The organism is Nocardioides lijunqiniae (genome assembly GCF_015024225.1).
Lineage (GTDB): Bacteria > Actinomycetota > Actinomycetes > Propionibacteriales > Nocardioidaceae > Nocardioides > Nocardioides lijunqiniae.
Map to the genome: position 1 here is coordinate 85,588 of NZ_JACJGM010000009.1, position 26,628 is coordinate 112,215.

General features: G+C 73.1%; 20 protein-coding genes. 13 read left to right on the forward strand and 7 right to left on the reverse strand.

What is annotated here, in order from left to right; genetic code table 11:
• Positions 1-87 precede the first annotated feature (87 nt).
• Entirely contained in the window at positions 88-453 is a 366-nt protein-coding gene (locus tag IRQ30_RS08060; RefSeq protein WP_193612417.1) for a PadR family transcriptional regulator, read from the forward strand.
• Positions 450-1,556 (forward strand): HAAS signaling domain-containing protein, encoded by a 1,107-nt coding sequence (locus tag IRQ30_RS08065; RefSeq protein WP_193612418.1) that lies wholly within the window; start codon positions 450-452, stop codon positions 1,554-1,556. The genes IRQ30_RS08060 and IRQ30_RS08065 overlap by 4 nt, the downstream gene beginning before the upstream one ends.
• Position 1,557: 1 nt before the next feature.
• Here the strand turns inward: IRQ30_RS08065 and IRQ30_RS08070 are convergent, their stop codons facing one another.
• The 3 genes from IRQ30_RS08070 to hutH are packed head-to-tail and all read right to left on the reverse strand — an operon-like array spanning position 1,558 to position 5,836.
• Positions 1,558-2,571: a M48 family metalloprotease gene (locus tag IRQ30_RS08070; protein ID WP_193612419.1), complete on the reverse strand. Its 1,014-nt coding sequence runs from the start codon at positions 2,569-2,571 to the stop codon at positions 1,558-1,560.
• Positions 2,572-2,615: 44 nt separating this feature from the next.
• Positions 2,616-4,277, reverse strand: coding sequence for a urocanate hydratase (gene hutU, locus IRQ30_RS08075; RefSeq protein ID WP_193612420.1), 1,662 nt, complete (start codon positions 4,275-4,277; stop codon positions 2,616-2,618).
• Entirely contained in the window at positions 4,274-5,836 is a 1,563-nt protein-coding gene (gene hutH / locus IRQ30_RS08080) for a histidine ammonia-lyase (protein ID WP_193612421.1), read from the reverse strand. The genes hutU and hutH overlap by 4 nt, the downstream gene beginning before the upstream one ends.
• 184 nt (positions 5,837-6,020) lie before the next feature.
• On the opposite strand from hutH, the gene IRQ30_RS08085 reads away from it, so the two are divergent.
• The 6 genes from IRQ30_RS08085 to IRQ30_RS23300 all read left to right on the forward strand — a co-directional run bounded on the left by IRQ30_RS08085 (position 6,021) and on the right by IRQ30_RS23300 (position 17,211).
• Positions 6,021-7,286: a choice-of-anchor P family protein gene (locus IRQ30_RS08085; RefSeq protein WP_193612422.1), complete on the forward strand. Its 1,266-nt coding sequence runs from the start codon at positions 6,021-6,023 to the stop codon at positions 7,284-7,286.
• 81 nt (positions 7,287-7,367) lie between these two features.
• Entirely contained in the window at positions 7,368-8,162 is a 795-nt protein-coding gene (locus tag IRQ30_RS08090; RefSeq protein WP_193612423.1) for an IclR family transcriptional regulator, read from the forward strand.
• Positions 8,163-8,191: 29 nt separating this feature from the next.
• Positions 8,192-10,735, forward strand: a complete 2,544-nt coding sequence (locus tag IRQ30_RS08095; protein ID WP_193612424.1) for an amidohydrolase family protein — start codon at positions 8,192-8,194, stop codon at positions 10,733-10,735.
• 118 nt (positions 10,736-10,853) lie between these two features.
• Entirely contained in the window at positions 10,854-12,911 is a 2,058-nt protein-coding gene (locus IRQ30_RS08100; RefSeq protein WP_193612425.1) for a hypothetical protein, read from the forward strand.
• A 137-nt stretch (positions 12,912-13,048) separates the two neighbouring features.
• A complete protein-coding gene (locus IRQ30_RS08105) occupies positions 13,049-16,453 on the forward strand; it encodes a heterodisulfide reductase-related iron-sulfur binding cluster (protein ID WP_193612426.1) in 3,405 nt (1,134 codons plus the stop codon).
• Positions 16,454-16,935: 482 nt separating this feature from the next.
• Positions 16,936-17,211: a hypothetical protein gene (locus IRQ30_RS23300; protein ID WP_227467205.1), complete on the forward strand. Its 276-nt coding sequence runs from the start codon at positions 16,936-16,938 to the stop codon at positions 17,209-17,211.
• Here the strand turns inward: IRQ30_RS23300 and IRQ30_RS08115 are convergent.
• Positions 17,208-17,477 carry a hypothetical protein gene (locus tag IRQ30_RS08115; RefSeq protein WP_193612427.1) on the reverse strand — a complete coding sequence of 90 codons (270 nt, stop codon included), beginning with the start codon at positions 17,475-17,477 and terminating at the stop codon, positions 17,208-17,210. The genes IRQ30_RS23300 and IRQ30_RS08115 overlap by 4 nt on opposite strands.
• A gap of 10 nt (positions 17,478-17,487) precedes the next feature.
• Positions 17,488-19,209, reverse strand: a complete 1,722-nt coding sequence (locus IRQ30_RS08120) for a sodium:solute symporter family protein (protein WP_193612491.1) — start codon at positions 19,207-19,209, stop codon at positions 17,488-17,490.
• A 215-nt stretch (positions 19,210-19,424) separates the two neighbouring features.
• Here IRQ30_RS08120 and IRQ30_RS08125 point away from each other — a divergent pair, with 215 nt between their 5' ends.
• The 4 genes from IRQ30_RS08125 (at position 19,425) to IRQ30_RS08140 (ending at position 22,199) form a co-directional block, all read left to right on the forward strand.
• Positions 19,425-19,967: a pilus assembly protein HicB gene (locus IRQ30_RS08125; protein WP_193612428.1), complete on the forward strand. Its 543-nt coding sequence runs from the start codon at positions 19,425-19,427 to the stop codon at positions 19,965-19,967.
• Between the two features lie 73 nt (positions 19,968-20,040).
• Positions 20,041-20,865 carry a DUF4097 family beta strand repeat-containing protein gene (locus tag IRQ30_RS08130; RefSeq protein ID WP_193612429.1) on the forward strand — a complete coding sequence of 275 codons (825 nt, stop codon included), beginning with the start codon at positions 20,041-20,043 and terminating at the stop codon, positions 20,863-20,865.
• Positions 20,866-20,936: 71 nt separating this feature from the next.
• Positions 20,937-21,086, forward strand: a complete 150-nt coding sequence (locus IRQ30_RS08135; RefSeq protein WP_193608616.1) for a hypothetical protein — start codon at positions 20,937-20,939, stop codon at positions 21,084-21,086.
• A 174-nt stretch (positions 21,087-21,260) separates the two neighbouring features.
• The gene (locus tag IRQ30_RS08140) at positions 21,261-22,199 is read left to right on the forward strand and encodes a DMT family transporter (protein WP_338089619.1); all 939 of its coding nucleotides are present in this window, start codon (positions 21,261-21,263) and stop codon (positions 22,197-22,199) included.
• Positions 22,200-22,209: 10 nt separating this feature from the next.
• Here IRQ30_RS08140 and IRQ30_RS08145 read toward each other — a convergent pair whose 3' ends face one another.
• On the reverse strand, positions 22,210-23,169 hold the full coding sequence (locus IRQ30_RS08145) for a siderophore-interacting protein (protein WP_193612430.1): 960 nt from the start codon (positions 23,167-23,169) through the stop codon (positions 22,210-22,212).
• 63 nt (positions 23,170-23,232) lie between these two features.
• The gene (dcd, locus tag IRQ30_RS08150; RefSeq protein WP_193608618.1) at positions 23,233-23,808 is read right to left on the reverse strand and encodes a dCTP deaminase; all 576 of its coding nucleotides are present in this window, start codon (positions 23,806-23,808) and stop codon (positions 23,233-23,235) included.
• A gap of 58 nt (positions 23,809-23,866) precedes the next feature.
• Between dcd and IRQ30_RS08155 the strand changes: the two genes are divergently transcribed.
• Complete coding sequence (locus IRQ30_RS08155; RefSeq protein WP_193612431.1) at positions 23,867-26,614, forward strand: response regulator; 2,748 nt, start codon at positions 23,867-23,869, stop codon at positions 26,612-26,614.
• Positions 26,615-26,628 lie beyond the last annotated feature (14 nt).

Genomic DNA, 26,628 nt, shown 5'->3' on the forward strand with positions numbered 1-26,628 from the left:
TTCCGGGACCCCCTCCCCGGGGCGCCGCGACGCGCCGTACTGGTTCGTTGCCCGCGGTACTGCGCGACGCGCAGTAGTGTGCCGTGCATGGACACCACGCAGCTCCTCAAGGGAGTGCTCGACCTGGCCGTGCTCGCGGTCGTGGAGGACGACGACGGCTACGGCTACGACGTGCTCCGACGGCTGCGCGCCGGCGGGCTGACCGAGGTGGGCGACGCCTCGGTCTACGGCACCCTGCGCCGCCTCTACGCCGCCGGCGCCCTCACCTCCTACGTCGTGCCGTCCGACGAGGGCCCCCACCGCAAGTACTACGGGATCACGCCCGTCGGCCGCACCCAGCTGGAGCAGCAGACCAAGGACTGGGCGACCTTCTCCGACACCGTCACCGCCCTCCTCGACCACCGCACGCTCGACCACCAGCCGCAGGACCAGACGCAGGGAGCAGCCTCGTGAACGACACCCGCACCCCCACCCGGCCCGAGGTCGAGGCCTTCGTCGCCGACGTGCGCGCCCGCCTGGCCGACCTCAGCGACGACGAGCGCGAGGAGCTGCTCGGCGGGCTCGAGGCCGACCTCTCCGACCAGGTCGCCGACGGCGCCGACGTGCTGGGCGACCCCGCGGCGTACGCCGCCGAGCTGCGCGCCGCGGCGGGACTGCCCGAGCGCTCCCGGAGCCGCCGACGGCTGCCGCTGCCCGGGCGACCGACGCGCGCCAGCCTCACCGACGACCTGGACCGGCTCCGCGCGCGTTTCTTCGAGCTCGTGGAGAGTCACCCCTGGAGCCGTCAGGCCTGGGCCATCGCCGAGGCAGCCCGCCCCGCGTGGTGGGTGCTGCGCGCCTGGATCGCGGTGACCTTCGTCGACCAGGCCACGGGAGAGTGGGAGTACGTCACGCTCCTGCCGACCCTGGGGGTCACCCTCCTCGGGCCCGCCGTGCTGCTCGCCGCCATCGTGGTCAGCGTGCTCATCGGTCTCGGGCGGCTGTGGCCCGGCTCCGGGCCGGACCGTCCGCTACTCCCTCGGCTGGCGCTCATCGCCGCCAACGTCGCGGCGGTGGTGGTGTCGCTCGGCTTCGCCTCCGCGGGGCAGCACGGCGACATCTACAGCGGCACCGGCTACAACGCCGGCTACCGTGCCGGCCACCACCAGCCCGGTTTGCGCGTGGACAGCGTCAAGGTGCGCAGCCTGTTCGTCTACGACGCCCAGGGGAACCCCGTAGAGGGGGCCCAGATCTTCCGCGGCAACGGCGACCCGCTCGCCATCGAGCCGGAGCAGGCGGCCATCGGCCGCCGCGAGAATCGGAAGGTCGGCTGCGGCTGGTTCAACGGGACGACCCAGCTCTTCAACGTCTTCCCCCTGGCCGAGCGCGAGCAGCGTCGCGGCACCTGCCTCGACGAGCCGGGGACCGGCGACGGGGCCGTCTCCGAGGCCCAGCCGCCGTTCGCGGTCGTGCCGCCGGTGACCTCACCAGTGCCGCCCGCGGTCGTCGCGCCGGTCCCGTCCGCGGGCCCCACCGCCGTCGTCACCCCGAAGCCCCAGCCGAAGCCGCGGCCGTAGCTCAGTCGGTGTCGCGGCGCAGCCTCTCGTCGAGCCAGAGCTTGACGCTGCCCGCGACGCCGGCGAGGTCGTGCACCATCTTCCCGAGGGCGTCCTGGGTCTGCTGGAAGGTGTCCGCGTAGCTGGCGGCCGCGGCCTTGGCGGCGTCGCTGACCTTGGCGTCGTCGTCGGCGCTGCGACGCGGGTAGTCGCCGGCGAGGAAGCGGGTGTACTCGCCCGAGTCGACCCAGCGGCGCAGCTCGGTCGCGCGGACGACGGCGAACGGGTGGGTGCGGTTCTCGATGAGCAGCAGCTTGAGGACGGAGTCGCGCAGGTCGGTGGCGTCGAGGTACTCCTGGCCCTGCGCGAAGAACGACGTGATGTCGAGCTCGTCGAGGTGGCCGCCGCTCGCCAGCTGCATGTGCACCCGGAACGCCGTGGCGGGGTCCTGGGTGGCCAGCAGCCCGGCCCGGTCGGCGGACAGCTCGGCCTTGCGCGACCACTCGTAGAGCGCCGCGACGATCGCGCGGACGCCGAGCGCGCCCAGCGGCAGGCTGTTGAGGACGCCGGTCAGCTGGAGGAGCCGCTGCAGGAGCGTCTGGTAGACGGCGTGGCCGCTGACCGCGTGGCCCAGCTCGTGGGCGATGACGTAGCGCAGCTCGTCCTCGTCGAGCAGGTCGACCAGCCCGGAGTTGAGCACGATGAACGGCTTGTTCATGCCGACCGTGATCGCGTTGAGCGTCGGGTTGGCGACGACGTAGAGCTCGGGCACCTCCGCGACGTCGAGCACGCGCGCCACGTCGAGCAGCTGGTGGTGCAGCGCCGGGAACTGGCGCTCGTCGACCCGGACGGCCGAGCCCAGGAACACCAGTCGGAACGCCCGCTCGTTGAACATCCCCGACACCGCCTTGAGCACGGTGTCGAACCCCTTGAGCCGCCGCAGCGCCACCAGGGCCCCTTGGTCAGCGGGGTGCTCCCACGCGCGCGAGCTGATGTCGGTCAGGGTCGCCCGTGAGCGGGCCGGCTGTGACGTCACGCGCTCACTCTGCCACGGCCCTCCTCACCTCCGCCTGCAGAGCGCTACTCCCGCATGGGGATGCGGACGCCGCGCTCGGCGGCGACCTCGGCGGCGCGGTCGTAGCCGGCGTCGACGTGACGGATGACGCCCATGGCGGGGTCGTTGGTGAGGACGCGCTCGATCTTCTCGGCGGCCAGCGCGGTGCCGTCGGCGACGCAGACCTGGCCGGCGTGCAGGGAGCGACCCATGCCGACGCCGCCACCGTGGTGGAAGGAGACCCAGCTGGCGCCCGAGGCGGTGTTGACCAGCGCGTTGAGGATCGCCCAGTCGGCGATGGCGTCGGAGCCGTCGAGCATCGCCTCGGTCTCCCGGTACGGCGAGGCGACGGAGCCGCAGTCGAGGTGGTCGCGGCCAATCACGACCGGCGCCGAGAGCTCGCCCGAGGCGACCATCTCGTTGAAGCGCAGCCCGGCCAGGTGGCGCTCGCCCTGGCCCAGCCAGCAGATCCGAGCCGGCAGTCCCTGGAACGCCACGCGCTCCCCCGCCATGGTGATCCACTTCCGCAGGCGCTCGTTGTCCGGGAAGAGCTCGAGGATCGCCCGGTCGGTGGCGGCGATGTCGGCCGGGTCGCCCGAGAGCGCGGCCCAGCGGAACGGCCCGCGGCCCTCGCAGAAGAGCGGCCGGATGTAGGCCGGGACGAAGCCGGGGAAGTCGAAGGCCCGGTCGTAGCCGCCCTTGCGCGCCTCGTCGCGGATCGAGTTGCCGTAGTCGAAGACCTCGGCGCCGCGGTCCTGGAACTCCACCATCGCCCGCACGTGCGTCGCCATGGACTCGCGCGCGCGCCGGGTGAAGCCCACCGGGTCGGCCTCGCGCTCGGTCGCCCACGCGTCGTACGGCGTGCCGGCGGGCAGGTAGTAGAGGGGGTCGTGCGCCGAGGTCTGGTCGGTGACGATGTCGACCGGGGCGCCGGACTCCAGGAGCTCCGGCAGCATCACCGCGGCGTTGCCGAGCACGCCGATCGACAGCGGCGTGCGGGCGTCGCGGGCCGCGACCGCCATCGCGACCGCCTCGTCGAGCGAGTCGGCGCGGACGTCGAGGTAGCGGTGCTCGAGGCGCCGCTCGATGCGGTCGGGGTCGCACTCGAGGCAGATGACCACGCCGTCGTTCATGGTCACGGCCAGCGGCTGCGCGCCACCCATGCCGCCCAGCCCGGCGGTCACGGTGATCGTGCCGGCGAGCGTCCCGCCGAACCGCTTGTCCGCCACCGCGGCGAACGTCTCGAACGTGCCCTGCAGGATGCCCTGGGTGCCGATGTAGATCCAGGACCCGGCGGTCATCTGGCCGTACATCGTCAGGCCGAGGTCCTCCAGCCGCCGGAACTCCTCCCAGTCGGCCCAGTCGCCGACCAGGTTGGAGTTGGCGATCAGGACCCGCGGCGCCCAGGCGTGGGTGCGCATGACGCCGACCGGCTTGCCCGACTGCACGAGCATCGTCTCGTCGTCCTCGAGGTCGCGCAGGGTCCGCACCAGCGCGTCGTAGGCCTCCCAGCTGCGGGCGGCCTTGCCGGTGCCGCCGTAGACGACGAGGTCCTCGGGCCGCTCGGCGTTGTCGGGGTCGAGGTTGTTCATCAGCATCCGCAGCGGCGCCTCGGTCTGCCACGACTTCGCGGTCAGCTCGCGGCCGCGCGCGGCGCGGATGGGGAGGCGGGGGTTGGGCACGGTCATGCGAGCTCTCCGATCACGTCGTGGACGGCGGTCAGGACGGCGCCGGAGCCGACGAGCGACACCGCCGCCTCGATCTCGGGCGCCAGGTGCCGGTCGGGGCCGGGGCCCTCGACCCCGCCCTCGCGCAGCAGCCGTACGACGGCAGCGGTGGCGGGCGAGGCGGCGAGCGGGGCGCGCAGGTCGAGCGCCCGCGCCGCGGTCATCACCTCGATCGCGACCACCCGGGTCAGCCCGTCGACGGCGCGGCGCAGCTTGCGGGCGGCCGACCAGCCCATCGACACGTGGTCCTCCTGCATGGCGCTGGAGGGGATCGAGTCCACCGACGCCGGCACCGCCAGCCGCTTCAGCTCGGAGACCACCGCGGCCTGCGTGTACTGCGCGATCATCAGGCCGCTGTCGACCCCAGGGTCGTGCGCGAGGAACGGCGGCAGCCCGTGGCTGCGCGACCTGTCGAGGAACCGGTCGGTGCGCCGCTCGCTCATGCTGGCCACGTCGGCGGCGACGATCGCCAGGAAGTCGAGCACGTAGCCCACCGGCGCACCGTGGAAGTTGCCGTTGGACTCCACCCGGCCGTCCCCGTCGGTGAGCACCACCGGGTTGTCGACGGCGCTGGCCAGCTCGCGCCCCGCGACGAGCGCCGCGTGCTCGACGGTGTCGCGGGCGGCGCCGTGCACCTGGGGCGCGCAGCGCAGCGAGTAGGCGTCCTGGACGCGGTTGCAGTCGGGCCCGCGGTGGGAGGCGACGACGCCGGACCCGGCGAGCAGCCGGGTGAGGTTGGCCGCCGAGAGCGCCTGGCCCGGGTGCGGACGGATCGCCTGCAGCTCGGGGGCGAAGACCCGGTCGGTGCCCAGCTGGGCCTCGACCGACATGGCGGCCGCGACGTCCGCCGTCCGCAGCAGGCGGCGCAGGTCCGCGATCGCCATCGCGAGCATGCCCAACATCCCGTCGGTGCCGTTGATCAGCGCGAGCCCCTCCTTCTCGACCAGCTCGACCGGCGTCAGCCCGGCGGCGGCCAGCGCCTCCCCGGCCGGCACCAGGACGCGGCTCGCGTCCCGGACGGTCCCCTCGCCCATGAGCGCGAGGGCGCAGTGCGCGAGCGGAGCCAGGTCGCCGGAGCAGCCCAACGAGCCGTACTCGTGCACGACCGGGGTGATGCCGTGGTTGAGGAGGTCGGCGAGCAGCCGGGCGGTGCCCACCCGCACACCCGTGTGGCCGGTGGCCAGCGTCGACAGGCGCAGCAGCATCAGCGCACGCACCACCTCCCGCTCGACCTCCGGCCCGGAGCCCGCCGCGTGCGAGCGCACCAGCGAGCGCTGGAGCTGGGCGCGGAGCTCGGCCGGGATGTGCCGGGTGGCGAGCGCCCCGAAGCCGGTCGAGATCCCGTACGCCGGCGTGGTGGCCGACGCCAGCCGGTCGACGACCTCCCGGGCCCGGGACAGGGCCGCGAGCGCCTCCTCGCCCATCAGCACCGGCGCCCCGTCGCGTGCCACGGAGACGACGTCCTCCAGGCGGAGGGGGCCGACGTCGACGAGCACGGGAGCGGGGGCGGGCGAGGTCATGGGCCCATCCCACCGCCACGCGACCGACTCCGACAGGGCCGCGAACCGGGCTCCGTCTCGGATCCGAGACGCAGGCGCTTCATGAATTCCGTGCACAAGTTCAGTGAACAGGGGGTAACTCACCTCACACTTTCTCGTTGAGCCAGCACCACCGGGCACTGCCCATCCCCCGAAGGAGTCCCCCATGAAGCGATCTCTGCGCATCCCCTCCGCGCTCCTCAGCGTCGGACTGGTCGCCGCGCTGACGGCAGCCACGCCGAGCACGGCGGCCGCCCCGGCGCCTTCGGCGGCCAAGGTCGTGAAGACCTCGTTCGCCCTCGGCGCGTCCGGCTTCGGCAGCGTCGCGCGCGGTGGCGACATCCCCGTCAGCTCGGGCGAGGCCACGGCGTACCAGTCGATCGGCTGCACCAACCGCGCCGGCGTCAACCGCACCAACTACGTCGCCGAGGCCACCCTGCCCGGCATCGGGAACGTCACCGGGATCCGCACCCGCGTCTGGACCGCCAAGCGCGGCAAGGTCGTCTCGTCGTACTCCACGCAGCGCATCGCCGAGGTCGTCATCGCGCAGGGCGCGCTCGGCCGGCTGACCCTCGAGGGCGTGACGTCGCAGTCGCGGGCATTCCACGACGGCTCCCGCTTCCGCACCGAGGGCAGCTCCAGCGTCCTCAAGGCCGTCTACAAGCCGGTCGCCGGACCCGCCCGCGAGGTCCGCGTCCCGTCGCTGAACCGCCCGCTCACCATCCCCGGCCTGGCGACCATCCGGATCGGCGTCACGCAGTCGCGCAGCCTGCGCAACGGCGTGCGCGTCACCACCGACGGCATCGACATCCGGGTGCTGCCCACGCGCACCCGCACGCAGGTCGCCTTCTCGGCCGCCAAGATCCAGAGCGGCGCCCGCCACGGCACCTTCAAGGGCTACTCCGCCGGCGTCCGGGCCTCGGCCCTGGCCAACAACGTCAAGGTCGGCCGCACGCCGTACCTGCCGATGCCCTGCACCGGCACCCAGGGCCGGATCGCCACCCGCGACACCGCGGGCGTCAACCTCCCGGGCGCGGCCACGGTCAACGCCCTGCGCACCCAGCAGATGGCCAAGCAGACCCGCCGCGGCGCCCGCATGTGGGAGCAGGGCTCGGTGGGCCGCATCCGCCTGGGCAACGGGCAGGTCGTCCTGCGGGGCGTCACCGCCCGCGCCACCGTGACCCGCAACGCCAAGGGCCGCCTCACGCGCAGCGCCACGGGCACGCAGATCGGCGCCCTGGTCGTCAACGGCGAGACGCAGCAGATCCCGTCGTCCGGCGTGATCGAGATCCCGGGCGTGCTGAAGATCCAGGAGAAGGTCGTGCAGCGACTCAGCGCCGGCGTCATGGTCATCGGCGCCCGCATCACCCTGCTCGACGGCACCGGCGCCGTGATCGACATCGGCATCGCGAACGCCCAGATCCGCCGCTGACCCCCGCTCCACCCGCTCACCCGACCGACCCCGCCCGGCCTGCCGGGCGGGGTCGGTCGCGTCCAGGGCACACTCGTGGCCATGAGCCAGGTCCCGGCAGCGACCCGCACGCTGCGGGTGCTGCGGTACCTCGCCAGCCAGCCCGACCCGGTCCCGCTCGAGCACATCAGCCGGGCCTGCGACCTGCCGCGGAGCACGGCCTACCACCTGCTGGCGGCCATGGTCGCCGAGGGCTTCGTGGTCCACCTGGCCGAGGAGCGCAGCTACGGCCTCGGCGTCGCCGCCTTCGAGGTCGGCAGCGGCTACTCCCGTCAGGCGCCGCTGCAGCGCATCGCCCGCCACCAGCTCGCGGCGCTGGTCGACCGCACCGGCGAGTCCGCGCACCTGGCGGTCCTCCACGGTCGCGACGTCCTCTACGTCGTCGAGGAGCGCGCGCCGGGGCGGCCGCCGCTCGTGACCGACATCGGGGTCCGGCTCCCGGCCCACCTCACCGCCAGCGGCCGGGCGCTCCTCGCGGCGCTGCCGGCGCCCCAGGTCCGGGCGCTCTACCCGGAGGCGGCGGCGTTCGTGGACCGCACCGGCCGCGGCCCGCGGCGTCCCAGCGAGCTGCGCTCCCTGCTGTCCGCCGTGCGCCGCGCCGGGCACGCCGAGGAGGACGGCGAGGTGACCCTCGGCTTCGCCAGCGTGGCCGCCGCGGTGCTCGACCACAACGCGCACCCGCTGGCGGCCGTCGCCGCCACCTACGAGGGCGCCCCTCCTCCCGGGCTCACCGAGGAGGTGTGCCGCACGGCCGCCTCGCTCTCGCGTCGCATCGGAGGGCGTGACGCCGGGGCCGCTCGGCCGTTGGTCCCTCGACAGGACCCGATGCGTGGGTGATCCTGTCGCCAGTCGACCCAGGAGCCCCCATGCGCCGTACCGATCCCCGATCCCGTCGCCGCGTCATCTGGGCGGCCGTGGCCTCCGGGGCCCTGCTCGTCGGCGCCCTGCAGTCGGTGCCGTCGTTCGGCCAGCGGGAGGGCTCGCTGCTCGACGACTACGACGCCAGCAAGGTCGCGGCGCTCGAGTCGCTGCCCCACGTCGACCCGCCGGGCACCCCGCCGCACGACCACCACGACCCCGCGACCAAGAACGCCGTCTCGCGCGCCGGTGAGGTCGGCACCGACACCCAGGACCCCACCACCGCCGCCCAGCGCCGCGCCGGCGCCGCCTACGCCGCCAGCCAGCGCCGGCTCCCCGACCCCCGGCTCACCAAGGTGTACCTCACGGGCAGGCGCACCGCGCTGCCGCGCACCCGCTACGCGATGGCCGGCGGCTGCTACGCCCTGAGCAGCGCGGGTCGCTACGTCACCCGCGCCGGCTCGGGCCTCGCGCTCAGCCGCGTGCGCGCCACCCGGGCCGCGCCCTTCTACTTCAAGGCCACCGACCTCGGCAGCTACCTCGTCTACGGCGCCAGGCGCGACTTCCTCTCCCGCGCCGGGCTCGCGGGCCGACCCAGCCCCGACGCCGACTGGACCGTGCGCAAGACCGGCGCGACGTTCACCTTCACCCTGCGCGGCGGCCGCAGCCTGCGCGCGGACGGCGGCCGGCTCGCCCTCGGCGCGAGGCCGACCGGCTTCCGGCTCGAGCGGGTGGGCGGCTGCTCCGCCTACCCCGAGTCGGGCATCGACGTCGTGGGCCGCCCGCACGGCGGCGTCACCCCGATCCAGGAGGTGCGTGGCTACGTCGACGCCCACACCCACGGCATGGCCTTCGAGTTCCTCGGCGGCGAGGCCCACTGCGGCAAGCCCTGGGACCGCTACGGCGCGCCCTACGCGCTGGTCGACTGCGCGGACCACCGCGCCACCGGTGGCAACGGCTCCGTCCTGGAGACCTTCCTGTCCGGGCAGCCGAGCCACGACCCGGTGGGCTGGCCGACGTTCAAGGACTGGCCCGCGCCCGACTCGCTGACCCACGAGGGCACCTACTACCGCTGGATGGAGCGCTCCTGGCGCGGCGGCCAGCGGCTCTTCGTCAACCTGCTCGTCGAGAACAACAAGCTCTGCGAGATCTACCCGCTCAAGCGCAACTCCTGCGACGACATGGACTCGATCCGGCTCCAGGCGCGCCAGATGCACAAGTTCCAGGACTACATCGACGCCCAGTACGGCGGTCCCGGCAAGGGCTTCTACCGGATCGTCACCAACCCCTTCCAGGCCCGCAAGGTCATCAACTCCGGCCGGATGGCCGTGGTGATGGGCATCGAGACGAGCATCCCGTTCGGCTGCACGTTCAAGCGGGTCCTCGGCAAGGACGTGCCGGCGTGCAGCGCGGGCGAGATCGACCGCCAGCTCGACGAGGTGCACAGGATGGGCGTGCGCCAGATGGAGCTGGTCAACAAGTTCGACAACGCGCTCGCGGGCGTGGCCGGCGACGCCGGGACCACCGGGGTGGTCATCAACTCCGCCAACTTCCTGGAGACCGGCAGCTTCTGGGACATGAAGCACTGCGAGCCGGCCGACGGCGAGACCACCGACCGGCCCCAGCTGGCCGCGCCGCAGATCGACGACCAGCAGCAGGACGCGCTCTTCGGGGCGATCGGCCAGCTCTTCGGCGGCGCCCTGCCCGCCGTACCCCTCTACGGGCCGCCGGCCCACTGCAACGCGCGCGGGCTGACCACGCTCGGGGAGAAGACCATCACCGGGCTCGCGAAGCGCCGGATGATCTTCGACCCCGACCACCTCAGCGTGAAGGCCCGCACGTCCGCGGTCGACCAGATCGACCGGATGAACTATCCCGGGATCGTCTCGAGCCACTCCTGGTCGACCCCCGACACCTACCCGCGCATCTACAAGCTGGGCGGCTTCATCACGCCGTACGCCGGCGACTCGACGGGCTTCGTCGGCAAGTGGCGCCGCCACCTCGGCTGGACCGACAAGCGCTACTACTTCGGCTTCGGCTTCGGCGCCGACATCAACGGCCTCGGCGCACAGGGCGACCCGCGCGGAGCCAACGTCGCCAACAAGGTGCGCTACCCCTTCCGCGGCCTCAACGGCGTCACCGTCAAGCGCCAGACGGCCGGCAAGCGGGTCTACGACATCAACAAGGACGGCGTCGCGCAGTACGGCCTCTACCCCGACTGGATCGAGGACCTGCGCAAGGTCGCCGGACGCGACGGCGGCGCGATCGTCGACGACATGTCGCGCGGCGCCGAGGCCTACCTCCAGATGTGGGAGCGCACCCAGGGCGTCAAGCCCGACTCCTGCCGCAACCCCGGCCTGCGCAAGCGGGTCTCGCGCGTCGAGCGCCTGGTGCGCCGCGGCATGACCACCCAGCGCGTGATGCGGGCGGTCGGCCAGCCCTACCAGCGCCTGGGCGCGACGTACCGCTTCTGCGCCAAGACGGCGACCAAGCGCAAGGTCGTCATGACCGTCGTCTTCAACCGCGCCGGGCGGGTCCAGCGCCTGCGCTGAGGTCCCGCGACGCACGCGAGCCTCGCGGTTGCGCGGCGACGGGATCCGTCGTTCGCCTGCGGGAGGGCCACGAGGGTGCTTGCATCGGTCCCTCCTGCTCCCGTCCCGAGGTTGACCCGTGCCCCTGCGCTCCGCCCGCCCCCGTCCCGCCCTGGCCCTCGCCGTCGTGGCGATCGCGGCGACCCTGTCCGCCCTCGCCCCGCCCGCCGCGACCGCCGACCCGGCGACGCCCGTGGCTCCGGTCTTCGCCGTGTCGGAGTGGAGTCGCAGTGACTCCAGCCGGCTCCCCGACCTGGCCTACTCGCAGATCGAGCTCTCCTCCAACGCGACCTACGGCATCGCCAGCGACGGCCGCCTCCACTGGGCGGCCGACTACTACACGGGCAGCACGCACGCCACGCCGTCGTTCGCGGAGAAGATCGTGGACGTCGCGGTCGGGCAGTCGTTCGGTCTCGCGCTCGACGACACCGGTCACGTGCACGTCTGGGGATCCGGGCTCGCCCTGGACGAGGAGGACGCCGCCGCGACCTACCGCGACGTCACGGCGTACCGGTCGCAGGCCATCGGCGTCACGACCGACGGCGAGCTGCGCCTCTGGGGCACCGACTCCAACCTGAACGAGCTGGGCTTCGACCCCGACGAGCTCGCCGGGCGCGAGTTCGTCGCCGCCGACACGTCGTACGGCGGCTCGGTCGCCCTGACCGACGACGGCAAGACGGTCTCCGCGGGCGTCTTCCTCACAGCGTCGTACAGCAACCCCTTCCCCGCGGACCGCGCCGACGAGACCATCGTCGAGGTCGACCTCGGCGACCAGAACGCCATCGCCCTGACCGACGAGGGCGAGGTGATCGCCTGGGGCGCCGGCTACGAGGGTCAGCTCGACGTGCCCGCCTCCCTCGCCGAGGAGACCGTCGTGGCGGTGTCGACCGGCTTCTGGTGGTCCGCGGCCGTGACCGCGGACGGCGAGGTCGTCACCTGGGGCGAGAAGGAGCTTACGGAGCTGCCGCCGCTCCGGTCGGACGCCCGGGTCGTCGGCGTCGAGCTCGATCGCTACCGGTCCGCGCTCACCTACGCCCGGATCGGCGCGCTCGAGGCGCCGACGCTGTCCGACGACGACCCGGTGGTCGGCACGCCCGTCACCGTCGAGGGCGCCGTGTGGTCGGTGGAGCCCGACTCGGTGAGCTACGCGTGGGAGGCCGACGGGCAGCCGCGCCCGGAGACGAGCGGAACCTTCACCCCGACCGCCGGCGACCTCGACGCGCTGCTGTCCGTCACGATCACCGCCCACAAGGAGGGCTACCTCGACGGGGTCGTGCGGGTGGACGCCGACGGCTACGTCGCGCCCGGGAAGTTCGAGACCGCCCCGGCCGTCACGGTGCGCGGCGTCCCGCGCGTCGGCGAGTGGCTCGTCGGCACCCTGGAGGCGGACACCTCCCCCCTGCCCGACTCCTACGACTACCAGTGGCTGCGCCAGTCGGAGGGCGAGGGGGGCCCCCGCCTGGACGCCATCGAGGGAGCCGAGGGACTGGTCTACGAGCCCACGCCCGCGGATGTCGGGCACCTCCTGACCCTGAGGGTCACCGCCGAGCGCAACGGCTTCGTCCCGGCCTCGGCGACCGGCTCGGCCGACGGCCCCGTCACCCTCGGCACGATGACCGGAGGCGGCGTCACCGTGACCGGCACGCCCCGCGTGGGGCGCTCGCTCGCCGTCACGACGCGGGCCACCGAGCCGGCCGCCGAGAGCACGTCGTACGCGTGGCGGCGCAACGGCGTCGCGATCCCGGGCGCCACCAGGTCGACCTACGTGCCGCTCGCGCGCGACCTCGGCGCCCTGCTCACCGTCGCCGTCACGACGACGACCGCCGGCTACGAGCCCGCCTCCGCGACCTCGACCGGGGTCAAGGTCGGGCTCCCGGCGGCGAAGCTGGCCATCAGCGCGCCCGCCAAGGCCGTGCGCGGCAAGCGGGTGACCGTGACCCTGAGCAGGCTCGCCCCCGGCGAGGCCTGGACGCTGCGCCTGGGCGGCAAGGTCGTCGCCCGCGGCAAGGCCACCGCGCGCGGCACGTCCGTCGTACGGCTGAAGGTGCCGAAGGCCGTCGGTCGCAAGGCTCTCGCGCTCACCGGGTCGTACGCCGACCGCTCGGCGACGCGGCCGCTCAAGGTGGTCGCACGCTGACACGGCGCGAGATCGAAGTTACCGCCGGGTAGGATTCCCTCACCCGGATGTGGCACTGACGGGGCGGGCCGGGACCTCTAGGCTCGCCTCGCCCGTCGCCTCTCGACCGGCAACCGTTCGACGAGGAGTCCTCGCGCATGCAGATCGTCGCCATCGTTGTCTCGCTGGCCATCACCGCCGTCGGCATCACCCTGTTCGTCCGGGCGATCCGCGACATCCTCGCCACACTCAGGATCGGCCAGCCGGCGGCCCGCACGGACAACCCCCTGGGTCGCACCCTCGTGATGCTCAAGGAGACGCTCGGCCACACCCGGATGCTCCAGTGGACGATCGTCGGGATCGCCCACTGGTTCGTGTTCGTCGGCTTCGGGCTGCTGTTCTTCACGCTGCTGACGGCGTTCGGGCAGCTCTTCGACCCGGAGTTCGCGCTGCCGCTGATCGGCACGTTCTTCCTCTACGAGTGGGTCACCGAGCTCTTCACGGTCGTCATGATCGCGGCGATCGTCGGGTTCATCGCCTACCGCGCCCGCCGCCCCAAGGAGCGCACCCGCGGCGTCAAGGGCCGCTTCTGGGGCTCGACCATGTGGCAGGGCTACTTCGTCGAGTCCGTGATCCTCGGCGTCGGCCTGTGCATCGTCACGCTGCGCGGGCTCGAGTACGCCCTGCTCTCCCACGGCTCGCACGCCGACCACGCCTCCGCGCTGCACTTCCCGCTGACGTTCTGGCTGGGCGAGGCGTTCTCCGGCCTGTCCGAGGGCACCCTCGAGAACCTCGTCTACCTCGTGGCCATGCTCAAGATCATCATCTCGTTCGCGTGGATGATCACGATCTCGCTGAACCTGACGATGGGCGTCGCCTGGCACCGGTTCTCGGTGTTCTTCAACATCTGGTTCAAGCGCGAGTCGTCCGGCCGCACGGCGCTCGGCGCCATGAAGCCGCTCACCTCCGACGGCAAGGCGATCACGCTCGACGACATCGACGACCTCGACGAGGACTCCAAGCTCGGCGTCGGCGCCATCGAGGACTTCAGCTGGAAGGGCATCCTGGACTTCTCGACCTGCACCGAGTGTGGCCGCTGCCAGTCGCAGTGCCCCGCCTGGAACACCGAGAAGCCGCTGTCACCCAAGCTGCTCATCACCGCGCTGCGCGACCACGCCTTCGCCAAGGCGCCGTACCTCCGGGCCGAGGGTGACGAGGCCCGCGCCGCCCTGCTCGAGGGCAACGACACGCTGACCCGCGAGGTCGAGCGCCCGCTGATCGGCGACACCGGCGACGACTGGTTCTACATGCCCGACAGCGGCGCCGCGGTGATCGACCCCGAGGTGCTGTGGAACTGCACGTCCTGCGGCGCTTGCGTCCAGCAGTGCCCCGTCGACATCGAGCACGTCGACCACATCATGGACATGCGTCGCCACGCCGTGCTGGTGGAGTCGAACTTCCCGGCCGAGCTCAACGGTCTCTTCAAGGGCCTGGAGAACAAGGGCAACCCGTGGAACATGTCGCCCAACGCGCGCATGGACTGGGCCAAGGGCCTCGACTTCGAGGTCAAGGTCGTCGGCGAGTCGATCGAGTCCCTCGACGAGGTCGACTGGCTCTTCTGGGTCGGCTGCGCCGGTGCCTACGAGGACCGCGCCAAGAAGACCACCCGCGCCGTGGCCGAGCTGCTGGACATCGCCGGCGTGAGCTTCGGCGTCCTCGGCAACGGCGAGACCTGCTCGGGTGACCCGGCGCGCCGCGCCGGCAACGAGTTCGTCTTCCAGGGCCTGGCCCAGCAGAACGTCGAGACGCTGAAGGAGGCGAAGGCCAAGACCGTCGTCTCGACCTGCGCCCACTGCTTCAACACCCTCAAGAACGAGTACTCCGACTTCGGCATCGAGCTCGAGGTCGTCCACCACACCCAGCTGCTCAACCGCCTCGTCCGCGAGGGCAAGCTGACCCCGGTCAACGACGGCGCCGGCGCCCACAAGCGCTCGATCACCTACCACGACCCGTGCTACATCGGCCGCCACAACGGCGTCTACTCCCCGCCGCGCGAGCTGCTCCAGATCCTCCCCGGCGCCGAGCTCGTCGAGATGGAGCGCAACTCCGAGCGCTCGTTCTGCTGCGGCGCCGGCGGCGCCCGCATGTGGATGGAGGAGAACACCGGCGAGCGGATCAACGTCAACCGCACCAACGAGGCCGTCGGCACCGGCGCCGACCAGATCGCGGTCGGCTGCCCGTTCTGCCGGGTGATGCTCTCCGACGGCCTGACCGCAGCCCAGGCGAAGGGCGAGGCCCGCGAGGAGGTCGAGGTCCTCGACGTCGCGCAGATGCTGCTCGCCTCGGTCAAGGGTGAGCAGGCCACCAAGCTCGCGCCCGGCGCGGGTGCCGGCGCCGGCGCCGCCGCCAAGGCCAGGCCTGCCGAGAAGGACCCCGACAAGGACGAGGCCACGAAGGCCGAGCCCGAGGCCGGCGACGACACGATCACCGAGGACACCGTCGTCGACACCGAGGACGCCGGGCCGCTGGCCAAGGCCTCCGGCGGCTCGTCGCTCTTCGACGACCCCGAGATGACGTCCCCCGACGACGTGGAGTCGACGCCCGACCCCGCGCCGTCGGCGAAGCCCGTCGAGAAGACGGGCGGCTCGCTGTTCGACCTCGGCGACGACGACGAGCCCGAGGCGACGTCCGCACCGGAGCCCGAGGCCCCGGCGGAGACGAAGGCCGAGCCCACCACGGACCTGGCGTCGGGCGGCGGCTCGCTGTTCGACCTCGGTGGCGACACCGAGGAGCCGCAGGCGAAGGCCGCCCCGGAGCCGGCGACGGCGTCCGAGCCGGAGCCTGAGGCCGAGGCCGCCCCGGCGGTGGAGCTCGGCTCCGGAGGCGGGTCGCTGTTCGACATCGCCTCCCCCGAGCCCGTCGTCGCCCCGGCGGCGAAGCAGGCCGAGCCCGAGCCCGCGAAGCAGCCCGAGCCCGAGCCGGCAGCGGAGCCTGCGGCCGAGGCCGCGCAGCCGACCACGGAGATCCCCGAGTCCGGGTCGCTGTTCGACATCGCCGCGGCCGAGCCGGCCCCGGCGCCCGCGAAGGCCGAGCCCGCACCCGCACCCGCGGCCGAGCCGGAGCCGGAAGCCGAGCCGGAACCGGAGGCGAAGGCCGAGCCCGCGCCCGCGGTCGCCGCGCCGGCAGCGGAGATCCCGGAGTCCGGGTCGCTGTTCGACATCGAGGCCCCCGCGCCGTCGGCGCCCGCGCCGAAGGCCGAGGCCCCCGCGGAGCCGGAGCCCGAGCCGGAGCCCGTGCCGGCGGCGCCGGAGGCCGAGGAGAGCACCTCCCCGGGCGCCGCCCTCAGCGCCGCCGCGACCTCGCTCGCCAGCGACGCCGACGCGCCGGAGGAGACGCCCGCGACCGAGCCGGAGGCGGAGCCCGAGCTCGAAGCCGAGCCGGAGGACGAGGCTGAGCCCGAGCCGCAGGCCGAGGCGAAGCCGAAGCCGGCGAGCTCCGGCGAGAAGCACCAGCCGAAGACCGACGTCGACATCAGCGACTCCGGCTCCCTCTTCGACCTGTAGGGCGCGACCACCGTCAGCGGGGGCTGCTTCGCCGCTTTCGTTGCTCCCGGTGCTGGCTCACGCTCGAGCCATGGACGAGGTGTCGCGGCTGATGCGCGAGCAGGACGGTGTCGTCAGCAGACGGCAGCTGCTCGCCGCAGGCGTGCGGCCCAGCAACCTGGCACGGATGGTCCGCCGGCGTGAGCTGACCGGCGTCCACCCCGGGGTGTTCGTCGAGCACACCGGACCGCTCACCTGGCAGCAGCGCGCCTGGGCGGGCGTGATCGACGTGGCCGTGCCGTGGGAGCGTCGGGTCGGGGCGCCCGCCGGCGTGCGCGTGGTGCGTCTGCGCGACTTCGGGGCACGTGTGCAGTGGAACCTCGGCCCGCCGCGCATCCGCTACGACGACGCGATCATCGACGTGGCAGCCGATGCGGCCGACGACCTCGGCGCCGTCGCGGCCCTGGCCGACGCGTGCGGGTCACGGCGCACCACGGCGGAGCGTGAGCCACCGGGAGCGAGGCGCGACCGTCTATCGCGACGTCGACTACGGCGGGGTCGTCGTCGAGCTGGACGGTCGGCTGTTCCACGACTCCACCGAGGCACGCGACCGCGACCTCGAGCGGGACCTCGACGCGGCGACGTACGGCGCCGCGACCGTGCGGCTCGGCTACGCCCAGGTGTTCGGGCGGGGCTGCTCGACCGCCGTCAAGGTCGCGCGGGTGCTGCAGCGCCACGGGTGGCCGGGCGCGGTGACGAGGTGCGGGTCCTGCCCCTAGGAGGCGGCGTCGTCGGAGTCGACGTGCTCGGGGACGACGACCGGGCGGATGCGGGCCCAGGCGATGAAGGCCAGGCCCACGGCGAGCATGATCAGGCCCGCCCACAGGTTGGCGTTGGGGCCGCCGGTCTTCTCGGTCTCGGGGTCGCCGAAGAGGCCCATGAGGGTGAGGATCACGCCGTAGACGCCGATCAGGCCGCCGATGATGTTGCGGATGTCGAAGGCGCCGGCCTGGTGCTTGCGCTCGGAAGTGCCGTTGGCAGTCATGCGTTGCTCCTCAGAAGACGAAGTTCAGGACGATGACGATGGCGAGCGCGACACCGGCGAGCGGCATCGTACGGCGGTACCACGGGTAGGTCGCCTCGTTGGCGTCGACCAGGTCCTCCCGCGGGGTCTCGGAGTAGACGAGCCCGCGCAGCTCCTCGGGTGGCTTCGGCTTGGTCATCAGCGAGACGACGACGCTCACCACGATGTCGACGACGAACGCCGCGCCGGCGGCCACGAACGACGCACCCTGGCCGCTGAGCGAGATCCAGCCCTGGCTGAGGCCGCCCAGGACGTCGGTGGAGATGATCCCGACCACGATGGCCGCCAACGTGCCGCTGACCAGACCGGTCCAGCCGGCGGTCGCGGTCATCCGCTTCCAGAACATGCCGAGGATGAAGGTCGCGAACAGCGGGGCGTTGAAGAACCCGAACAGCGTCTGGAGGTAGTCCATGATGTTCGAGAAGTTCGCCGCCAGCTGCGCGGTGCCCACGGCGATCACCGTGGCGCCGACCGTCGCGAGCCGGCCGACCTTGAGGTAGTAGGAGTCGTCGCGGTCCTTGACGAAGTACCGCTGCCACAGGTCGTAGCTGAACACGGTGTTGAACGCCGAGATGTTGGCCGCCATGCCGGCCATGAACGCCGCCAGCAGACCGGCGATCGCCACGCCGAGCAGGCCGTTGGGGAGCAGGTCGCGCATCAGCAGGATCAGCGAGTCGTTGTACTGCACCGTCCCGCCGGCCCCGCCCTCGACGGTCTCCCCCGCCTTGGTCTGCGCGATCTCGGTGACCAGGACCGCCGCGATCATGCCGGGCAGGATCGTGATGAACGGAACCAGGATCTTGGGGAAGGCGCCGATGATCGGCGTCTTGCGCGCCGACGAGATGGAGTCGGTGGCCATGGCGCGCTGGACCTCGACGAAGTTCGTCGTCCAGTAGCCGAACGAGAGCACGAACCCGAGACCGAAGACGATGCCCACGACCGAGAGGAAGTCGGAGTTGAAGCCGGTGAGCGCCGTGCCGGGCCAGGAGTTGAGCTGGTCGGCGGCCGGCGGGGCGCCGCCGGTGCCGGCGTTCTCGGTGATCTTGTCCTTGAGGCCGCCCCAGCCGCCGACCTGGTGCAGGCCGAGCAGCGTGAGCGGGAGCAGCGCCGCGACGATGACGAAGAACTGCAGGACCTCGTTGTAGATCGCGGCGGAGAGGCCGCCGAGGGTGATGTAGGACAGCACGATGACCGCCGCGACGAGCAGCGCGAGGAAGAGGTTCCACCCGAGCAGCGCGCGGATGATCGTGCCGAGCAGGTAGAGGTTGATGCCGGCGATGAGCAGCTGCGCGACCGCGAACGAGATCGAGTTGACCAGGTGGGCGCCGGTGCCGAAGCGGCGGAACATGAACTCGGGGACCGAGCGCACCTTGGAGCCGTAGTAGAACGGCATCATCACGACGCCGAGGAACAGCATGGCCGGGATGGCGCCGATCCAGAAGTAGTGGACGGCGGGGAGACCGAACTGGGCGCCGTTGGCCGACATGCCCATGATCTCGACCGCGCCGAGGTTGGCGGAGATGAACGCCAGGCCGGTCACCCACGCGGGCAGCGAGCGCCCCGACAGGAAGAAGTCGACCGAGTCCGACACCTGCCGTCGGGCGACGACGCCGATGCCGAGGACGACCGCGAAGTACAGCAGCACGATCAGGTAGTCGACCCAGCTGGCCGAGATGATCGTGTCGCTCGCCATGGCGACGGGGACGGACAGGGAGCTCGCCATCGAGCGGCCTCTTCTCTACCGATCCTGGTGGTGCGATCCGGGAGTGGACCACGGGCCCGATTCCCCGCTGAGGGCTCGTTGAAACACGATTGTCACCTCGCATTTCCGACGGTGGCGTCACCGCGACGCCATTCTGGCGTCACGCGACCTTGACATGACGTCACAGTGGCGTCAGAGTGGTGCACATGGACATCACGCCGTACGTCGACAGCCTCCGCCGGGACCTCCTGGCCGCGGCCGAGGGCGCGGGGCCGGAGGCCCGTGAGATCGCCGAGCGCCTCGGCTTCGCGCTCGACCCCGCCGCCCGCCTCGCGCTGATGGAGGCCATCTCCCAGGCGGCCTCCGAGATCACCGCCGAGATGCCGGCCGGCGGGGTCGACGTGCGGCTGAGCGGCCGCGAGCTCGACTTCGTCGTCGACACGCCCGCCCCGGCCCCGACGGCGCCGCCTGTGGCCCCGGCCACGCCGGCACCCGGGGGCGAGGCCGAGGAGGACGGCGGCGTCGCGCGCATCACCCTGCGGCTGCCCGAGTCCGTCAAGACCCGCGCCGAGGACGCCGCCGCGCAGGCCGGCCAGTCGCTCAACACCTGGCTCGTCAACGTCGTGCGCTCGGCCACCCACCACGGCTCGATCAACGTCGACATCGATCTGTCGAGCATCCCGTTCCTCGGCAAGGACCCCTTCGGGGGCGGCAACAAGCCCGGTCGCCGCATGACCGGCTGGATCTAGCAGACACCCACCCACCACCCGGGACCGGCGCCAGGCCGGCCCCGCGGACGAGCACACCCGAAAGAGGACCGCCATGACCGTGCACCACTTCGAGACCCGGCACCCCGTGCGCCTGTACGTCGAGCTCGGCAAGGGCTCGGTGCGGGTGAGCGCCACCGACACCACCGAGTCCCACGTCGAGATCTCCGGACGCGACGCCGCCGACGTGCTCGTCGAGCAGTCCGGCGACCAGCTCACCGTCGTCGCCCCCCGCCAGCGCGGCGGCTTCCTGAGCGGCGACTCCGCGCTGCACGTGGTCGTCACCGTGCCCACCGACAGCGACGTGGCCGTCAAGAGCGGCAGCGCCGACGTCGACTGCCGCGGCGCCTTCGGCGCGGGGCAGGTCAAGAGCGGCTCGGGCGACGTCACGCTCGAGGCCTTCGGGCGGCCGGCCACCGTCGAGACCGGCTCGGGCGACATCCGCATCGAGCGGGCCGACTCCGAGCTGCGGATCAAGAGCGGCTCCGGCGACGTCCACGTCGAGCACACCGCGTCGGCCGTGGCGGTCTCCACCGGGTCGGGCGACGTGCAGGTCGGCACCAACAACGGCCCGGCGACCGTCAAGACCGGCTCCGGGGACCTCAAGGTCGTCGAGGCCACCCACGACGTCTCGCTGTCCACGGGCAGCGGCGACCTGCACATCAGCACCGCCAGCCGCGGCCGGTTCACGGTCAAGGGCGCCTCGGGCGACGTCCGGATCGGCATCCCCGCCGGGGTCCCGGTCTGGACCGACATCTCCACCATCACCGGCCGCATCCACTCCACCCTGCAGGGCGCGGGCCAGCCCGAGGAGGGCGTCGACCACGTCGAGGTCCGCACCAAGACCGTCAGCGGCGACGTGGTCCTCACCGAGGTCTGAGCCGCCATCCGCACCCCACCCACCGCACCCGCACCACACGCACTGCCACCCCCACCGAACGGAGCACCACCATGAGCGCCTTCGACCCCCTGATGCTGACCCTCGCCCGCCACCAGATCGACGAGCGCGTCGCCAAGGCGTCGCAGCCGCGGCGCCCCGCGCGCCGCCACGAGCGCACCGCCCGCCGGCTCCGCGCGATCGCGGACCGCCTGGACTCCTGAGGCCCCGCCCGCCGAGCGCTCCCCGGGAAGTCGGGTGCGGCTCCCCGCCGGCGTCTGCCACCATCGACCTGTGACCCGTCACCTCCTCGGCACCCTCCCGCCGCCTCCGGTCGTCTGACCGGAGCCCGCGCCGCGCGCTCCGACGCCCCCACCCGCGGACCGTCCAGGAGCACCGTGCATCACCCCAGGCACCACGTCAGTCACCCGCACCCGACCCGTCTGGGCCTGCTGCAGATCTCGCTCGCCGGCGTCCTCTGGGGCACCGGGGGCCTCGCCGTCCAGGTGGTCCGCGAGGCCACGCCGATGTCGGTCCTGGTCGTCAGCGCCTACCGGATGCTCATCGCCGCGGCCGTGCTCGGCCTCGCGGTCGTCGCGCTGCGCCGGCTCGGGGCCGTGGCCACCCTGCTGCGCGCGCAGCCACGCCGGGCGGTGCTCGTCGGGGCCGGCACGGCGGCGTACCAGGCGCTCTACTTCGGCGCCGTGGTGCAGGTCGGCGTCTCCGTCGCCACCGTCGTCAGCCTGGGCCTCGCGCCGGTGCTGCTGACCGTCGGCGAGTCCGTGCGCGCCCGCCGGACACCCTCGCCCTCGAGGCTGCTCGTGCTCGCGGCCGCGGTGTGCGGCCTGCTGCTCGTCAGCCTCGGGGCGGGCGGCGACACCGGGCCGAACCCCCTGCTCGGCGTGCTCGCGGCGGTCGGCTCCGGGTCGGCGTACGCACTGACGACGGTCCTGGGCCGCCCGCTCGCGCAGGGCCACGCGCCGCTGGCCCTGACCACCGTCACCACGTCCGTCGGCGCCGTCGTCCTGCTGCCGCTCGCGCTGCTCAGCGGCCTGGCCGGCAGCCCGGTCGTCACCGCCGACCCGGTCGCCGTTTCCACGCTCGCCTACCTGGGCCTGGTCACGATGGCGCTGGCCTACGGCCTGCTGTACGCCGGCCTGCGCACCACCTCGGGCAGTGCGGCGGTGATCGCCACCCTGCTCGAGCCGGCGACCGCCGCCGTGGTGGCCGCCGCGTTCCTCGACGAGCGGATCGGGCTCGCCGGGGTCGCCGGCACCGCGCTGATCCTGGTCGCCGTGGCGGGGCTCGGCAAGGAGCCCTCGGTGCCTCCGGCCTAGCGGACGGTCCTCAGGACTTCATGGCGACGCCGAGCCGCCAGTAGCCCATGAACGCCACCTGCCGGCGGTCGACCTCGAGGTCCTTGACCAGGGCGCGGCGCAGGCCGGTGACGACCTTGGACTCCCCCGCGATCCAGGCGTAGAGGCCGTCGAGGTCGTGACCGACCACGCTGACGGCCTCGTCGATGTCCTCGCCGGAGGAGGAGTAGGTGGGGGTCTCCCACAGGTCGGGGTCGACGTCGTCGACGGCGTCGATCGGGGGCAGCTCCAGGGGCGCGCCCAGGTGGTCGAGCACCGCCTGCATCACGGCGACGCCGCGCTCGGCGCCGTCGCGCGGCAGCCAGGTGACGCGGACGCCCTCGGGGTGGCGCAGGGTCTGGACGTCGGCCGTCAGCGGCACCTCGAGGAAGGCCGCGCCGCGGGCGTCGGCCGGCAGGGCGGACAGGATGCTCGCGATCGCCGGTACGGCGGTCTCGTCGCCGGCCAGCAGCAGCCGGTCGGCCGCGCCGGGGACGAACTCGATGCCGCCGTAGGGCATGCCGCGGCGCGGCGCCATCACGACCACGCCGTCGCCGACGGCGACCTGCTCGGCCCAGGCGGCGCCGGGGCCCACCGGGCCGTGGCCGATGTGGAGCACGATGTCGACGACCAGGCGGGTGTCGGCGCCGGTGCCGCGGACGTCGCGCACGGTGTAGGTGCGCATGTGCCCGCGCTCCTCGGCCGGCCGCGCGTACCACGCCGCCATCGCGGCCTCGTCGATGCCGGCCACGTCGGGCAGCCCGTCGGTGCCGGGAAAGATCAGCTTGATGCGCTGGTCGAGCAGCGGCCCCTCGACCCCGAACTCCGCGAGCGCCGGCGAGCCCAGCTCGACCCGCACGAAGCTGGGCGAGAGCCGGTCGACCGAGACCACCTCGACGCGCTCGAGGAGGAGCGGCAGCGCGTTGGACGTGGCGGAAGCGGTCGTGGTCATCGGCGAGATCCTCGGTTAGGCAGTCCTAAGTTAGGACGACCTTACGCGGGATCCGGGCCGCTGTCAGATCGAGGTGCGGTGGAAGTTCTGGAACGAGCGCGACGGCGTCGGGCCGCGCTGGCCCTGGTAGCGCGAGCCGTACTTCTCCGAGCCGTAGGGGTGCTCGGAGGGCGAGGTGAGCCGGAAGAAGCAGAACTGACCGATCTTCATGCCGGGGTAGAGCTTGATCGGCAGCGTGGCGACGTTGGCCAGCTCGAGGGTGACGTGGCCGGAGAAGCCGGGGTCCACGAAGCCCGCGGTGGCGTGGGTCAGCAGCCCCAGCCGGCCCAGCGAGGACTTGCCCTCCACCCGGGCGGCGACGTCGTCGGGCAGCGAGACGACCTCGTAGGTCGACCCGAGCACGAACTCCCCCGGGTGCAGGATGAACGGCTCGTCGCCCTCGGGCTCGACCTCGCGGGTCAGGTCCGACTGGTCGGCCGCCGGGTCGATGTGGGGGTAGCGGTGGTTCTCGAAGACCCGGAAGAAGCGGTCGAGCCGCACGTCGATGGACGACGGCTGCAGCATCGCGGGGTCCCACGGGTCCATGGCCACCCGGCCGGCGTCGATCTCGGCCAGGATGTCGCGGTCGCTGAGAAGCACGGCACGACCTTAGTGCCTGAAGTACCGGCGAAGCGCCGGTCTCGTGGGACCCTGGACCGTGCAGCTCTCTCGTCAGGTCGGTCGCGTCAGCAGGACCGCGATCCTGGCGGTGGCGGGAGCGGCGCTGACGAACATCGCGCTGCTCGGCTACCTCGGCCTCCACGCCGACCCGGTGACCGCCCGCGCCTCCGACGCCGGTCGCGAGATCCGGCTCGCGCACCTGGCGATGCTCGACCAGGAGACCGGTCTGCGCGCCTTCCTGATCACCGGCAACGACTCCGACCTGGCGCCGTACGAGAAGGGCGTCGCGGACCTCGAGGAGCACCTCGCCCAGGCGCGCGAGGACCTCGCCGACGACCCGGACCTGCTCGCCCTCCTGGACACCCAGGAGGAGGCCATCGACCGGTGGTCGGAGCGGTGGGCCGTGCGGGCGGTGCGTGACGGGCGCGAGATCGCGGCCAACGACCGCGGCGCCGAGAAGCGCATCTTCGTCGACACCGGCCGGGTGCTCTTCGAGACCTACCGCGCCGCGAACGCCGATACCGAAGCTGCGGCCAACGACCTGCGCGACAACGCGGAGGAGCTCCAGCAGCGGGCGGTGCTGGTGTCCTTCGCCCTGCAGGTGCTCGTGCTGGTGGTCGGGCTGCTCGTGGTGCGCCGGCGCACCCGGACCCTCACCGCGTCGATCGTGAAGCCGGTCGAGGGCCTCCTGAGCACCATCGGCCACCTGCGCGACGGCGACCTCGGCACGCGCAGCACGGCCGAGGGGCCGGGGGAGCTCAAGGCGATCGGACGGGGCCTCGACGAGATGGCCGAGGCCCTCGAGACCGAGCGCGCCACCACCCGGCAGCGCTCCGCGGAGCTGATCGCGGCGCGACGGGAGGCCGACGAGGCCAACGCCGCGAAGTCGGCGTTCCTGGCCACGATGAGCCACGAGATCCGCACCCCCATGAACGCCGTCATCGGCATGTCCGGGCTGCTGCTCGACACCCCGCTGACCGACGAGCAGCGGGAGTACGCCGAGACCGTGCGACGCAGCGGCGACTCCCTGCTCACGATCATCAACGACGTCCTGGACTTCTCGAAGATCGAGTCCGGTGAGCTCGAGCTGGAGAAGCACGACTTCGTGCTGCGCGACTGCGTCGAGAGCGCGCTGGACCTGGTGGCCGCCCAGGCCTCCGCGCAGGGGCTCGACCTGGTCTGCCAGATCGAGCCGGAGGTGCCCCCCGTCGTCGAGGGCGACGTGACCCGCGTGCGCCAGGTGCTGGTCAACCTGCTCGGCAACGCCGTGAAGTTCACCGAGCGGGGCGAGGTGCTGCTGACCGTCAGCTCGGTGGGCGACGAGCCCGACGCCGACGGGCGCCGCACCCTCGCATTCGCCGTCGCGGACACCGGTGTCGGCATCCCGGCCGAGCGCATGGACCGGCTCTTCCGCTCCTTCAGCCAGGTCGACAGCAGCACGACGCGCACCCACGGCGGCACCGGGCTGGGCCTGGCGATCAGCCTGCGACTCGCGGAGGCGATGGACGGCCGGCTCGACGTCGCCAGCACCCTCGGCACCGGCTCGACGTTCACGCTCGTGGTGCCGCTGCGACCGGGCCTCGAGGTGGAGGACCGGGTGCGGGTCGCCCCGGCCGAGCTGCCCGGCAAGCGCGTTCTGGTCGTCGACGACAACGCCACCAACCGCCGCATCCTGCGCGCGCAGCTCGAGGCCTGGGGGATGACCGTCGACGATCACGGCCACCCCGGGCAGGCGCTCGCGCTCGCCGGTCAGGCCGCGAGCCCCTACGACGTCGCGCTCCTCGACATGAACATGCCCGGCCTGGACGGCGCCCGGCTGGCCGCCGCGCTGCGCCGCCTCGAGGGCTGGGAGGCGGTCCCGGTCATCCTCCTCACCTCGCTCGGCGAGCGGGTCGCGGTGCCGCAGGTGCCGGACGCCGTGCACCTCACCAAGCCGGTCAAGGCGGCGGCGCTGCGCACCACCGTCGCGCGCGTGCTGGGCTCCACCGAGGGCGAGACCAACGGCGTCGCGTCGCTCGACCACGTCGGGCGGCTGCGGCTGCTGCTCGCCGAGGACAACCCGGTCAACCAGCGGGTCGCGGTCCTGATCCTCGAGCGCCTGGGCCAGCGCCCGGTCGTGGTGGGCAACGGCCAGGAGGCGCTCGAGGCCGTGCGCAGCGCGCCGTACGACCTGGTCCTGATGGACGTGCAGATGCCGGTCATGGACGGCCTCGAGGCCACCCGGCGGATCCGCGCCGAGCTGCCGGCCGCCCGCCAGCCCCGCATCGTGGCGATGACCGCCAACGCGATGGTCGACGACCGCGACGCGAGCCTGGAGGCGGGGATGGACGACCACCTCGCCAAGCCCGTGCGCGCCGAGGACCTGGTCGCGGTGCTCGCCCGGGTACGCCGCGGCGCGGCCCCCGAGCCGGAGCCGCCGGCCGCTCCGGAGCCGACGCCGACGACGGGACCGGCGGTCGACCCCGCCGCCCTCGACACGCTCACCCAGCACCTCGGCGCGGCCGCCGACGACTTCCGCGAGTCGCTGGTGCACGCGTGGCGCCGCGAGTCGCGCCACCAGCTCGAGCTGCTCGACGTCGCCGCGACCGAGGGCGACCGCGCCGCGGTCGCCGCCATCCTCCACAGCCTGCGCTCCTCCAGCGCGGCCCTCGGCGCGGTGGCGCTCGCGGCGCAGTGCCAGTCGGTCGAGGACACCCTGCGCGCCGACGACCCGCTCGACCTGGTCGCGGCCGCCTCGCGCGTCCACCACGAGGTGGATCGGGCCGACGAGGCCTTCGGGGCCTGAGCGCCCACCCGCCG